The sequence below is a fragment of the Pseudoalteromonas sp. SR43-5 genome, assembly GCF_014163835.1.
Lineage (GTDB): Bacteria > Pseudomonadota > Gammaproteobacteria > Enterobacterales > Alteromonadaceae > Pseudoalteromonas > Pseudoalteromonas distincta.
This window is the reverse complement of the sequence record NZ_JACJEA010000009.1, coordinates 44,652-58,423: the sequence shown is the minus strand read 5'-3', so window position 1 is coordinate 58,423 and position 13,772 is coordinate 44,652. Positions and strand designations below refer to the sequence as shown.

Annotated in this window: 14 protein-coding genes; 9 read left to right on the top strand and 5 right to left on the bottom strand. The window is 41.7% G+C overall.

Annotation, left to right across the window (positions count from 1 at the left end; all coding sequences use genetic code 11):
* Positions 1-264: 264 nt before the first annotated feature.
* A complete protein-coding gene (locus H5090_RS07165; RefSeq protein WP_149593207.1) occupies positions 265-939 on the bottom strand; it encodes an HAD family phosphatase in 675 nt (224 codons plus the stop codon).
* A 427-nt stretch (positions 940-1,366) separates the two neighbouring features.
* Between H5090_RS07165 and H5090_RS07160 the strand changes: the two genes are divergently transcribed.
* Complete coding sequence (locus H5090_RS07160) at positions 1,367-2,893, top strand: catalase (protein ID WP_039488381.1); 1,527 nt, start codon at positions 1,367-1,369, stop codon at positions 2,891-2,893.
* Between the two features lie 98 nt (positions 2,894-2,991).
* On the top strand, positions 2,992-3,507 hold the full coding sequence (locus tag H5090_RS07155; protein WP_004334678.1) for an ankyrin repeat domain-containing protein: 516 nt from the start codon (positions 2,992-2,994) through the stop codon (positions 3,505-3,507).
* 56 nt (positions 3,508-3,563) lie between these two features.
* Here H5090_RS07155 and yddG read toward each other — a convergent pair whose 3' ends face one another.
* Positions 3,564-4,484: an aromatic amino acid DMT transporter YddG gene (yddG, locus tag H5090_RS07150; protein ID WP_182695364.1), complete on the bottom strand. Its 921-nt coding sequence runs from the start codon at positions 4,482-4,484 to the stop codon at positions 3,564-3,566.
* A gap of 447 nt (positions 4,485-4,931) precedes the next feature.
* On the opposite strand from yddG, the gene H5090_RS07145 reads away from it, so the two are divergent.
* The 7 genes from H5090_RS07145 (at position 4,932) to H5090_RS07115 (ending at position 12,606) form a co-directional block, all read left to right on the top strand.
* Positions 4,932-5,585 (top strand): TetR/AcrR family transcriptional regulator, encoded by a 654-nt coding sequence (locus H5090_RS07145; protein WP_182695363.1) that lies wholly within the window; start codon positions 4,932-4,934, stop codon positions 5,583-5,585.
* A gap of 3 nt (positions 5,586-5,588) precedes the next feature.
* Positions 5,589-6,071: a putative 4-hydroxy-4-methyl-2-oxoglutarate aldolase gene (locus H5090_RS07140; protein ID WP_165729003.1), complete on the top strand. Its 483-nt coding sequence runs from the start codon at positions 5,589-5,591 to the stop codon at positions 6,069-6,071.
* Positions 6,072-6,480: 409 nt separating this feature from the next.
* Positions 6,481-7,683 carry an amidase family protein gene (locus tag H5090_RS07135; RefSeq protein ID WP_182695362.1) on the top strand — a complete coding sequence of 401 codons (1,203 nt, stop codon included), beginning with the start codon at positions 6,481-6,483 and terminating at the stop codon, positions 7,681-7,683.
* Positions 7,680-9,263, top strand: a complete 1,584-nt coding sequence (locus H5090_RS07130; protein WP_182695361.1) for a gamma-glutamyltransferase family protein — start codon at positions 7,680-7,682, stop codon at positions 9,261-9,263. Before H5090_RS07135 ends, H5090_RS07130 begins: the two co-directional genes overlap by 4 nt.
* Entirely contained in the window at positions 9,251-10,075 is an 825-nt protein-coding gene (locus H5090_RS07125) for a sulfite exporter TauE/SafE family protein (protein WP_007378545.1), read from the top strand. The genes H5090_RS07130 and H5090_RS07125 overlap by 13 nt, the downstream gene beginning before the upstream one ends.
* 3 nt (positions 10,076-10,078) lie before the next feature.
* Entirely contained in the window at positions 10,079-11,308 is a 1,230-nt protein-coding gene (locus H5090_RS07120) for an alanine--glyoxylate aminotransferase family protein (RefSeq protein ID WP_182695360.1), read from the top strand.
* A gap of 14 nt (positions 11,309-11,322) precedes the next feature.
* Complete coding sequence (locus tag H5090_RS07115) at positions 11,323-12,606, top strand: allantoate amidohydrolase (RefSeq protein ID WP_182695359.1); 1,284 nt, start codon at positions 11,323-11,325, stop codon at positions 12,604-12,606.
* Between the two features lie 127 nt (positions 12,607-12,733).
* Here H5090_RS07115 and H5090_RS07110 read toward each other — a convergent pair whose 3' ends face one another.
* From H5090_RS07110 to H5090_RS07100, 3 genes are read right to left on the bottom strand one after another with little or no spacing between them, the layout of a single operon-like run.
* A complete protein-coding gene (locus H5090_RS07110; RefSeq protein ID WP_004334655.1) occupies positions 12,734-13,036 on the bottom strand; it encodes a hypothetical protein in 303 nt (100 codons plus the stop codon).
* 43 nt (positions 13,037-13,079) lie between these two features.
* Complete coding sequence (locus tag H5090_RS07105; RefSeq protein WP_182692416.1) at positions 13,080-13,328, bottom strand: DUF1272 domain-containing protein; 249 nt, start codon at positions 13,326-13,328, stop codon at positions 13,080-13,082.
* Positions 13,322-13,684: a 2OG-Fe(II) oxygenase gene (locus H5090_RS07100; RefSeq protein WP_149593221.1), complete on the bottom strand. Its 363-nt coding sequence runs from the start codon at positions 13,682-13,684 to the stop codon at positions 13,322-13,324. Before H5090_RS07100 ends, H5090_RS07105 begins: the two co-directional genes overlap by 7 nt.
* Positions 13,685-13,772: the final 88 nt, after the last annotated feature.

The window sequence follows — 13,772 nt, the reverse complement described above, 5'->3', positions numbered from 1 at the left end:
GAACAACTAGATATAAAAATTTTTGCCTAGTTACAGTGCAATTTTCTTATCGTTAAATAAACCCCATATTCAAGCAGATTGGTATAGTACCTAAATACTTTGCCTTTTATAATTTGGCTTATAAACGCATGATCTTTTGCCATGTTTTGTTTTATTTTTAGTAAAGCAAAACCATCTACATTTATATTTTGCGTTTGCTTGCCTGTCAGTGTGTAAGGCGAGCAAATCGCGTTTAAAACTTTGTTTATTTAAAAAGCTGCGTGTTTACTGCTTTTTAAGTGCAGGGTATGCACTAAAAAAATCTTGCCAATGCGTTAAATGATCAACATTTGGGTAAGCACTGTGTACATGATTAACAGAGCCTTGCATATGTTGCCCACCGCTGTAATGCAGTACTTGCATATTAGCGTCAATTCCTGCATTTACGCCGGCTTTACTGTCTTCAATTACTAAGCAATGCTCTGGCTTTACACCCATTTGCTTAGCTGCATGTAAAAATAAATCAGGCGCCGGTTTACCACGCTTAACTTCGCTGCTGGTAAAAACCGTATCGCTAAAGTACTTACTTAAACTCACTACGCTCAACGCTTTTGCGGTGCGTGCTGGGCTACTGCTTGTAGCTATACAAATAGGCACAGCTAAATTGTTAAGTACGTCTTCTATACCATCAGTCGTGGTTAGTCCGGTTTCAAATTCGTTTAATAGTGCCTCGCGGTAGTCACCTTCAAAGCTTTCAGGAAGAGTGACATTAAATGCATCCGCTATTTTTTGGCTTACTGTTTTAAAGTTGCAGCCTAAAAAGTGTTGCTGTACATAAGCGCGGTCAATCTCAACGCCTTTTTCAACAAGCATATTAATGAGTACTTGTGCGCTTAAAATTTCGCTATCAATAACAACGCCATCACAATCAAATATCACTAGCTCAATATTAGTATTCATCTTGTCACCTTATTAACACTGTTTGGTTTAGCTAATTTAAGTATAACGAGTTAAGCGCGATTAATATTGTGCAACTTTTTAGTGCAACTCAGAAATGAGCATAAGCTCACCGGTTGAGCATATTCCCTTTATTGTGCGAATATGTCAACACACTGTAAGTATAAAACGCACCAGCTTGATGAAAATACCGCCAGATAAAACTAAAAACCTTTGTATTTAATAAATTTTATAAAAGCATATTGCGACTAAGGTCGTAGTAAAAAAATTACATTAATGTAAAAAGTGTATCTGCAAATTCATCTCATCTGTTTTACAAATCACATTAATCTAATTAATCAGTTTTACCGAAGTTAATAAAATTAATACTATCGTTAACAGATTAACAGCCTGCACCACTGCCGGCACTTTTAAATAGATGAGGTCGACAATGAATACTCAAATAAACAAAACAAAATTAACACTAACTGCACTGGCACTTGCAATGGCATTACCGGCAAGCGCAGCAACAACTCTTACTAAAGATAACGGCGCAGCTGTTGGCGACAACCAAAATTCAATTACTGCTGGCGAACGTGGCAGTGTATTACTAGAAGACGTGCAACTAATTCAAAAACTGCAACGCTTTGCACGTGAGCGTATTCCTGAGCGTGTTGTGCATGCTCGTGGTACCGGCGCACACGGTGTGTTTGTAGCATCAAAAGAGCTAGATGATTTAACAATTGCAGCACCGTTTGCACAAGCTGGTAAAGAAACAGACGTATTTGTTCGTTTTTCATCGGTAATTCACTCAAAAGGCAGCCCAGAAACACTGCGTGACCCACGTGGCTTTGCAACTAAGTTTTACACAGACCAAGGTAACTGGGATTTAGTAGGTAACAACTTACCGGTGTTCTTTATTCGCGATGCGATTAAATTTCCAGACATGGTTCACTCTTTAAAACCATCTCCGGTTGATAATATTCAAGATCCTAACCGCGTATTTGACTTTTTCTCGCACGAACCAGGTTCTACACAAATGCTAACGTGGGTTTACAGCGACTACGGTACACCAGCAAGTCTTCGTAAAATGGACGGTTGGGGTGTACATGCATACAAAATGATTAACAAATCGGGCGATGTTAAATACGTTAAGTTTCATTGGGTAAGCCAACAAGGTATTGATAACCTTGACGCAAAAGAAGTAGCTAAAGTGCAAAGCCAAGACTTCCAACACTTAACACGCGACCTTTACAGCGAAATTGGCAAAGGCAATTTCCCTAAATGGGATCTGTACATTAAAACGCTTGATCCATCGCAGCTTGATGACTTTGATTACAACCCGTTAGATGCAACAAAAATGTGGTTAGACATTAAAGAAACTAAAGTAGGAACAATGACCCTAAACCGTATGCCAACTAACTTCTTCCAATCTACGGAACAAGTAGCAATGGCACCGGCAAACATTATTCCAGGTATTGAGCCATCAGAAGACAGACTATTACAAGGTCGTATGTTTTCTTACGCTGATACACAAATGTACCGCCTAGGTGCTAACCACCAGCAACTGCCAATTAACCGTGCAAAAGTTGAAGTGGTTAACTACAACCAAGACGGCGCAATGAATATTGGTAACACTACAAGCAATGTGAACTACCAGCCAAGCCAAGAAAACGTAGCTGAAAACCCAATTGCACGTAGAAGTAACACAGAGCTAAAAGGCTTTGTACAACAAGCTGCGATTAAAAAGCAGCAAAACTTCGCGCAAGCTGGTGTTATATACCGTGGTTTTAGCAAGCAAGAACGTACAAACCTAATTAATAACCTAGCAGGCGATTTAGGCAAAGTGCAAAACAGCAGTGTTAAACACAAAATGCTTAGCCACTTTTACAAAGCTGATAGTGAGTACGGTACACGCTTAACTAAAGCTGTAAACGGCGACCTTAAAATGGTTAAACAACTAGCCGCTAACTTATAAGCAACTAGTTAAAAGCAATTAGTCCCAACTAAATAGCTATTTAAACCACAATCATGAGGAAGGAATAAACCCTTCCTCTTTTATAAGAGACAATTGTTATGCGTAATTTATTAATTATAGTCGCTCTATTTCTGAGCTTTACCAGTAGCGTTTACGCTCAAAATACATCAGATACACAAACACCCAGTACGCAATCTGAAACCCAACATTCTGCAAAAACTCAATACGATAGTTTATTTGCTTATTACTTTGCCGCAGCACGCACAAACGACACAGCTGTAATAGAGCAATTTGTAGATGCCGGTATTCCTATCGACAGCTACAACAATAAAGGCTACACCGCGTTAATGATTGCTACTTACCATGGTAATAAAAACACGGTTAACACACTTTTACACTTAGGCGCTAATGCCTGTCTAGAAGATAACCGTGGCAACACAGCGCTAATGGCCGCTATTTTTAGAGGTGAATTTAGTATAGCTAAAACACTCGTATCACTTGATTGCGATAACGCGCATCAAAACAAAGCCGGTCAAACAGCAGAGCAATTTGCACAAACATTTGGTCAACAAAAAGTTATAGAGTTACTAGCGCAGGTAAATAATGCAAAATAATCTGCACGCAACAAAAAGCCCTAAAATAATAGGGCTTATTTTTAATAAAATTAGCCTTATGTTGCAGACGCTATTTGAGGTTGTTTAGGCTTTTCTCGCGTTACAAAGTAGCAAATTAGCGAGCCCACTGTTACCAGTACAACCCCCTGCCAAAACGAAGCACTCAGCGTAATAGATAAATACAACGCCGAAATAATAGTAGAAAACACCGGTGTAAAGTACGAAAGTGTTCCCAACAGCATTAAGTTACCGCCAATTATAGCTTGATTCCACAGTGCATAACCGCTCCCCACTACTACACCAGCTAATAGCAAAGTTATGCTTGAGCCCAGTGAAAACGTTAATGGCGCTTCATTACAAAAACCATATTGCGCCCACAAACTCATTGCCGTGACAGTAAAAAATAACGTAATAGCATTTTTACCATTACTCAGCTTTTGCGTAACTACGCAATAAATAGCCCATATAAACGCTGCAGCTAATGCCATTAAGTAAGTAGCAGGATTATCAGCAAAGTTAGTAACAAGCGTATCGAGTGACATTTTTTGATCGCCTGTAATACACCAAGCAACGCCTAAAAAAGCAATGATCATGCTTGGGTAAACCCAGAAACTTACTTTTTTACGACCAATAATAATAGAGAGCAGTATAGTCAGCGTGGGCCATAAATAATTAATAACCGCCATTTCCATTGCCTGATGACGGCTGTTTGCCATACCAATAGAAAGCGCCAAGCAAATTTCGTACGATACAAATAATAAAGTACCTATTACCAAGTAACGTTTCGAAAAACCACTAAACTTGGGCACTCCCATAACCAAAATTAAAAATATCGCACTGACAGAATACATAGCCGCCGCACCACCAATGGGGCTAAACAACTCAGAAATATCCCGTAGTAATGCAACTAAGCAACTCCACAGTAATATGGCCGCGACTCTATAAAGCGTGTATTTATTTTTGCTTATAAAATCCATTTGCCAATCCAAAAGTACTACTCGTAAATTTGAAACTAAACTAACAGTAATTATTTAATTAAACAATAAGGGTCTGTTGTTCTTTCAAGGTTGAATTTGCAGCAGTCTGTTTGGTATTTAGGCAAGGCAGAGCCTATATAGTGTGGTTATTCCCCATTAATGGGCGATAACGTAGCATTAATGCCAAACAGGCGCTGCCCAAAGGGTTCTTCCTAGGGACTACTTACTCTTTGTTGCTCGGTTTTTACTTAGCCCACTAGGTTACAAATCTCGCGCCGCGATTAAATAGCCCCTAGTTTGAACAAATTTTAATCCGCAAAGATCAACAGACCCTAAAGTTAATAGCTTAAACCTCTCATTTGTTTTTAGCATTCACCCTTTTTAGTAATTGACCTTTTGGTCAGTAAAGCTACAATCAATCAATACGTTAAACACGCAAACTTTATAATGACCACAAAAATAAAGCCAAATAAAAAAGAAGTCACACGCGAGAAAAACCAAAAACTAATTTTAGATGCCGCCGAGCAATTGTTTTCGCAATTAGGTTACGACGGAGCAAGTATGAGCATGGTTGCTAAAGAAGCGCAGGTGCCAAAAGCTAATATTTTGTATTACTTTAAAAGTAAGGATGGTCTGTACGAGTCTGTGATTGACCGCATAATAGCTAATTGGAACTTAGGGCTCGATAACGTCACAATTAACGACGATCCAGCTACCGTGCTTTATAACTATATTAAAAGCAAAGTAATACTGGCCGTAAATCAGCCAATGCAATCTCGCTTATTTGCCAGTGAAATACTGCGCGGTGCACCCTATTTACAAAACTACTTTAGAACCAATACCCGCCCTTGGGTTAAACAAAAGGTTGATGTACTTCAAGCATGGATGGACGCTGATAAAATGGATAAGGTTGATCCCTACCATTTGCTCTTTACTATTTGGTCTACCACGCAATATTACGCCGACTTTCAGGCTGAGGTTTTACTCGTAATGAACAAATTAGAGTACGACGAAACCGATGTGGCACAAATTACGCAATCAATTGCCCACATAATTTTAAAAGGTATTGGTCTTAAAATACCTGAGCAAAGTGAGACTTAACCCATGACACCCTTTACTACACCCGATTTATTTGACGATCATCGCGATAACGTGCAAGTAGCAGACAGCGGCCTTTATCACTTTGGTAAAAAAACCACGTTTTATGGCAAAGTAGTTACCGTTACCTGCCCAGAAGACAACTCTTTTGCCGCCGATATATTGCATGAAAATGGTGAAGGTAAAGTATTGGTTATAAACGGGTTTGCGAGCAAACGCTTTGCGTTTATAGGCGATATTATGGCCGAGCGTGCCTTAAGTAATGGCTGGGAAGGCGTAATAATAAATGGCTGTTGCCGAGATATAGAAATACTCGCCACGATGAACTTACCTGTAATGGCGCTAGGCTCTACACCGCGTAGTACCTTAAAGCGCGGCTTTGGTGATAAAAACCAAGCTGTTACCATGCTTAGCACTACTATTGAACCTAACGATTGGGTTTACGCCGATATTAACGGTTTAATCATCAGTAAAACGCCCCTTATTTAGCACTCAAAGCCATATAAATAAAGACCAACTTGGTGCATCTGCGCACCAAGTTGGTTTGTTTTAGCTCATTTTAATCTCACTATTTTTACAGACCACATTTACAAATCTCATACAACCCAACAAAACCTGACCAGTTGGACAGGATTTTAATTTATGGCATTCCTCTTGCTTAGTCTAAGCACTATAAAATCAAAACTACCGATTAAAAAGCGGAGCCTTAGCAATTGCATTAAATTAGTGATCTATTATAACGCGAAGAAAATGACGCAGTGAGTGCGCTATTTAATCCGATAAAATGATCATGTTTTTAATAAAATTGGTATTCATAATAATAATAACCAGCCCGCTTTTTAATCACTCTTAACTTAATAAGTAAGTACTTGGTCAGTTTTATAATAATGAGCTGCAAATGAGTGATAAAAAAAACAACAAAGGTATATTTTGCAATCACGGTCCTACCCTGTGGCAAACAAGCCAGTCTGGAGTGCTTGCAAACAATCGCTTAGCTGTAAAAGATGTATTTGCAGTAAAGGGCGAGCGTAACAGCGCAGGCAACCCACACTGGTTTAAAACAGCTAAACCGGCTCAAAATACGGCAAGCTCGGTTAATAAGCTCATGACCGCTGGTTGTAACTTTATAGGCTTTACCCATACTGACGAGCTAGCTTATAGCTTAGAGGGTAATAATATACATTATGGCGCTGCGCAAAATCCTAAATTAAAAGGGCATGCTTGCGGTGGTTCGAGTATGGGGTCTGCTGCTGCAGTTGCTGCTAACTTAGCTGATATTGGCTTAGGCACCGACACCGGCGGCTCAATTAGAATACCCGCCAGCTATTGTGGTTTATATGGCATAAGGCCAAGCCATAACGTGATTGAAAAAGACGGCCTTATACCGTTGGCTCCCCCTTTTGATACCATAGGTTGGCTTACCCAAAGCGCTGAGCTATTAAGCGGTGTAGGTAATGTACTGCTACCAAATCAAGCTATTAATAACGTTGATACCTTAGTTATTTGCGAGCCGTTATTTGAACTCGTTGACCCTGTTTTACAAGCCCCACTTAAACAATTGCTTGAAAAAACCAAGCCTAATTTTAAGCACCATAAAGAATTTGAACTACCTAACAGCAGCTTATTAAATGAACTTGCTGATAGTTTTAGAGTACTGCAAGGGCGAGCAATCGCAAAAACGCATAAAGACTGGCTTCAATTGCAGGGGCAACTTCCCCAGTTTGCTCCTGCAATTGCAGCACGTTTTAATATGGCGCTTGCCCTAACTGATCAAGAAGAACAAGAAGCACTAAAAGTGCAAACCCAATGGCAAACACTAATAGCTAAAAACCTAAATACAAACAGCTGTTTATTTTTGCCAACCACCCCCACAACCGCACCTAAATTAGGCGCCGACACAAGCGCCTTACGCATGCAAATTATTACGCTTTCGGCAATTGCAGGGCTTAGTGGCTCAGCGCAAGTGCATTTACCACTGGCTGATTTAGCAAATGATCATCCGTATGGTTTTTCATTAATGATGAGCCACGGTAACGATAAAAGCCTACTTGCTTGCGTTAAGCACCTAGCTGCACACTTTAAACAGGACACACCGGCATGACCACACACAACATTGCATTTACCGCGTCTCATTTTTCGGCCACTGAGGCGGGTATAAATATACTAAAACAAGGCGGTACAGCTACCGAGGCTATGGTAGCGGCTGCCGCTGCTATTAGCGTTGTATATCCACATATGAACTCAATTGGTGGCGACAGCTTTTGGCTTATCGATAAGCCAAATCAAAAAACGCCCACTGCTATTGACGCCTGCGGCCGCGCAGCAACTAATACAACGCCCTATAACACGCTCACGCAAATACCAGAGCGCGGCGGATTAAGCGCACTTACTCAAGCGGGCACAATACGCGGCTGGCAAAAAGCGCTTGAACTAGATGAGCAAGCGGCACTACCACTGTCACAAATTTTAGCACCTGCTATTGAACTTGCTCGCGAGGGCTTTACAGTTACAAAAAGCTTGCAAGCAGGCTGCGAAAAGCTAGCCGCTGCTAACAATACCAATGAGGCGTTTAAAAGCCTCTACATACCCAATGGCAAGCCCTTGCAAGCAGGTCAACATTTTAAAAACCCTAAACTTGCAGCAACGTTTGAATACCTAGCAAAACATGGCTTAAACGCATTTTATGAAGGCGTACTTGCCAACTCATTTGCCGCTGACTTAGCAAAAGCAGGCAGCTCAATTACCGCAAGTGACATTGCAAATACTAAAGCCGAGGTAGTTACTGCGCTAAATGCAAACCTCAGTGGTATTGATTGCTACAACTTACCCGCGCCAACACAAGGCGTGCATTCACTACAAATAATTGGTGCCGTAAATAAGTTAAAGCATTTAGCTAAAACCGATGCCGACTGGACACATTTAATTGTTGAGGCAACTAAACAAAGCTTTACCCATCGCCCTACCCTTTGGGCTGACCCTGAAGCATTAGGAGACGATTATAAAAACGCACTAACCGATAATCGCTTAAGCGAACTTGCTAACAATATTGATATGGCCAAAGCCAAAAAATGGCCATTTAACGCAGAGCCTGGCGATACTGTGTGGATGGCAGCCAGAGATAAAAACGGGCAATTAGTCAGCTTTATTCAAAGCATTTACTGGGAATTTGGCAGCGGAATATTAATGAGTGAAGGCGGCTTTGTGTGGAATAACCGTGGTTTAAGCTTTAGTTTAAACAATCAAGATACCAACGCCCTTGCTCCAAATAAAAAGCCCGCTCATACACTTAACCCAGCACTGGCAAAGTTTAGCGATGGTCGTCGACTTGCTTACGGAACAATGGGCGGTGAAGGGCAGCCACAAACTCAAGCCGCTGTTTTTGCAGGCTACGCGTGGCGAAATAAATCTATAAAACAAGCAATTAGCGACCCTCGTTGGTTACTTGGACGAACATGGGGCGATACGAGTACAAATTTAAAAATTGAAAAAGAGTTAGTTTTTCATATAGAACATGAATTAAATCAACGTGACCACGATTGGGTAAGCGTTGATAATAATAACGAAATGATGGGGCACGCTGGGGCTATTTTAGATACACCTACAAGCCTTGAAGCTGCAACAGATCCTCGTTCAGATGGACGTGCAACAGTAACTACAGCAGGAACACAATGTCAGAAATAATAAATCAATGGCCAATTATAGTAGCCTTAATAGCAACCGGTATTTTTGCCGGTATTTTAGCAGGACTTTTTGGTGTAGGCGGCGGTATTGTTATCGTCCCTGTGCTGTATTTTTTACTGCAAGGTTTTGGCGTAAGCCCAGAGTCGGCAATGATGATAGCCACCGCTACATCACTTGCAACCATAGTACCTACTTCGCTTTCATCTATTCGCTCGCATCATAGCAAAGGGAATATTGACCTTGCGCTAATAAAATACTGGGCACCATTTATTTTAGTTATGGCCGTTGTAGGCAGCTACTTAGCGCACTCAATACGCGGTAATGCACTGGTACTTATGTTTGCCTGTATTGCTATTTTAGTCAGTTTAAACATGCTATTTAGAGCCGGCGCACCCGCGCTTGTAAAACAACTGCCAGGAAAATTTGGTCAAGGGGTTATGGCAAGTATTGTAGGTGGTTTGTCGGTAATGATTGGCATAGGTGGCGGCACTATTGGCGTACCTATGCTAAACGCATTTAATGTACGCGCCCATGTTGCAGTAGGTACTGCGGCCGTTTTTGGTTTATTGATTGCACTACCTGGCGTTATTACCTTATTAAGTATTGGCACAACGCCAACCGATGCTCCCCTAGGTACGTGGGGGTTGGTTAACCTCCCTGCCTTTTTTCTTATTATTCCGTTGACTATTTTATTTGCGCCTATTGGCGTAAAAATTGGTAGCAAGCTGGATCAAAAACAACTAAAACGCGCCTTTGCCGTTGTCTTAATGATAACCGGCATACGCATGCTTATTCAGACTCTGGGAGCCTAAAATATGTTTAATAACACGCAAGTTCAAACCTTAAACCCACCACAGCGTTTATTAATGGGACCAGGCCCAATTAATGCCGACCCTCGTGTTTTACGTGCTATGTCGGCGCAGCTTATAGGCCAATACGACCCAGTAATGACCGGTTTTATGAACGAAACCATGGCACGTTACCGCGAAATTTTTAAAACTAAAAACGAATGGACCATGCTAATAGATGGCACATCGCGCGCAGGGATTGAAGCCGTATTATGCTCAATTTTACGCCCAGGCGATAAAGTACTTGTGCCAATTATGGGGCGCTTTGGCCACCTACTTGCTGAAATAGCAGAACGCGTTGGCGCAAAGGTGCACACAATAGAAGTACCGTGGGGCGAAGTGTTTACGCCAGAACAAATCGAAAAAGCCATTGTTGATGTAAAACCCCATGTACTTGCTATGGTACAAGGCGATACATCCACCACCATGAACCAACCTCTTGAGCATATTGGCGATATTTGCCAAAAGCACGATGTACTATTTTATTGTGATGCCACCGCCTCCATTGTGGGTAACGAACTTCCTGCCGATGAATGGAAACTCGATGCACTTTCTGTTGGTCTGCAAAAGTGTTTAGGCGGACCTTCTGGGTCTGCGCCATTAACGCTTAGCGATAAATGCGCCGATTGGATCCAAAAACGCAAAAAGGTAGAAGCAGGTATTCGCACGGCCGACCATACCGACGGCACAGAGCCCTTTGTACGCTCTAACTATTTTGATTTAGGCATGATCATGAATTACTGGGGAGAGGAGCGCCTCAACCATCATACCGAAGCCACCAGCATGCTGTACTGCGCCTCAGAATGCGCCCGCATAGTCATTGAAGAAGGCGTGGATAAATGCGTAGCGCGCCACAAATTACATGGCGATGCCATGCTAACAGGCATTCAAGCGCTCGGCTTAAATGTATTTGGTGATTTAACACATAAAATGAACAACGTACTGGGTGTGTATATACCCGAGGGCATTAATGCCGATCACGTACGCGGACAAATGCTAACCGATTTCGGAATAGAAATTGGCACCTCGTTTGGCCCGCTGCATGGCAAAATTTGGCGTATTGGCACTATGGGCTACAACGCCCGCAAAGATGCTGTATTACAAACACTCGCAAGCTTAGACGCTTGCTTACATGCCAACGGTTACAAAGGCCCTAAAGGCGAAGCCGCTATTGCCGCCCTTGCTCACTATAAATAAAAAAAGGATTTAGCATGACGATTGTAAGCCCACAACACAGCCCTTTATTAGATAAAGAACTTGCTGATGAATACGCAACACGCGCTTTATCTCGCTGTAAAACCCTCAGCGCACTATCGCAAATGCAAGGCGGTATTCACCGCGTGTACTTATCAAAAGAGCACAAAGATTGTAACGCCGTTACTGCATCGTGGATGGTTGAGGCAGGCATGCAATCGTGGCAAGACGAAGTGGGCAACCTTTGGGGGCGACTAAAATCATCAAACCCCCATGCTAAACGTTTAATTATAGGGTCGCACCTCGACACCGTACCAAACGCAGGTGCGTTTGATGGTATTTTAGGTGTACTACTGGGGATAGAAATTGCAGCGCTTGCACATAAGTTAAAGCTCGACCTGCCCTTTCATTTAGATGTAGTGGGCTTTTGCGATGAAGAAGGCACCCGCTTTGCCACCACTTTAATTGGCTCAAAAGCCCTCGCTAACGAATTTGACCCACAGTGGCTAAACATTGAAGACACAAGCGGCATAACTATGCGCCAAGCCATGCTCGACTTTGGTTTAAACCCCAACGACTATGCAAAGGCCGCACTAAACAAAAACGAATTACTAGGTTACTGGGAAACTCATATTGAACAAGGTCCTGTACTCGAATCGGTTAATCAGGCGTTAGGCGTTGTAACTGCAATCGCAGGAGCAAAGCGCGCCATGCTTACCCTAACAGGCCAAAGCGGTCATGCGGGTACAACCCCAATGAACTTGAGGCAGGATTCACTAGCAGGCTGCGCTGAATTAGTAACCGAAATTGAAAAACTAGCAAGTAATGCTAAAAATGGCGAAGTTGCCACCGTAGGGCAAATACAGTCTCGCCCTGGGGCTACAAACGTGATTGCAGGCAAAACAACCATAAGCCTAGACGCACGCGCACAAAGCGACACCGATCTCGCTAACTTACTAAGCGTCATACAAAACAGCGCTCAATCTATAGCAAGCAAACGCAATTTAACGCTTGATTGGCAATGGACGCATGCCGCCGATGCCGTAGCGTGCGACACCACTCTTCAGCATTTGTTTTCAAGCGCATGTAAACTCAATAACCAAGCATCGCCTTCACTTGCCTCAGGCGCAGGGCACGATGCAATGGCAATCGCTCCAATTTGCCCCGTTGGCATGTTGTTTATACGCAGCCCTGGCGGTATAAGCCATCACCCAGCAGAAGCGGTTATAGACGGCGATGTAACAAAGGCACTCAGTGTAATGTACAGCGCGCTTTTACTTTATGTGAAAGAGTGTGAGTGATTTAAGGTAATCGAGTAAACCAAGTATATTAACTTGGTATGCTTAGGGGCTTAAACCTCCTCAAAGTCATTTGGAGGTTATTACTGAAGGCAGGTAAATGCAGGAATATACGTTATTTAAAGTAGCTTTATCGGGCTGCCCTTTGCTCTTTTAGGCTAAGGCGTTTATGTGAGCTATATACATGTTGAATGTTTGTACCATTAACCAAATATGCATCCATTTCGACGGTAATTAAACCCGATAATGGCTTGATTTCTAGAACACCCAACTCACCTAAATTTGCAGATAGTAAAGTATTATTCCTAATAGCTAACAAAGTTTTGTCAGTATCTCGTAAGTCACCATTCACATATAATTTAGCACCACTAAACCAAGTGTTAATTATTTTAACTTTGATTGACTTAATAGTAAATTCAAAGGATTTTCTCATCAGATCTCCATACCCAGAAATGTAATTATTATACTTTGTGTTCTTATGTGCTTGGCGCACAAACACTTTTTTTTAATACCCGTTTAGTCGATGCTGGGTAATTTTTTAGTGCAGCCAAAGGGCGAATTGGCCGCTGAACCAAATTACCTGAGCAGTTTGGGCACACGTTATTTAATAACGTTTGAGCACAGCCAGAACAAAATGTGCATTCAAATGAACAAATAAAAGCCTCTGTGGACTTTGCAGGTAGATTCTTATCACAACATTCACAATTAGGTCTTAAATCTAGCATTTAGCGCTCCCTTTTATCCACCCAATGCTGAGTAAATATCTATTACCTTTTATAACTTTTGATACCTGATGCTCACTTACATCAGGGCGAAATAGCTTAACCCGCTTTGTTTCAAATATCGGATTACTACAAATAAACTCACCACCCAAATCTGCTTTTTTAAGCACTATATTCAACCGATAGTGTTTACCAGATTCAACTTTGTCTGTGTGTGGTGCTATTTCACTTCCTTGTGGGAATTTAAGCAAATATGTATCAAATTTAATTGGCCACGTAGCACCACAAATCAACATTTTATCGTAGCCTGATTTTTGTCGGCCTCGCTCCCAACAAAATAATTTACTCAAAAAAAACATACAATCCCTCGAAACAGCTAATAAGCTGCAGGTTAACTCGTTTTTTTATATTTATTGATAAACAAACCATAGCCGAGTTCATATTTTG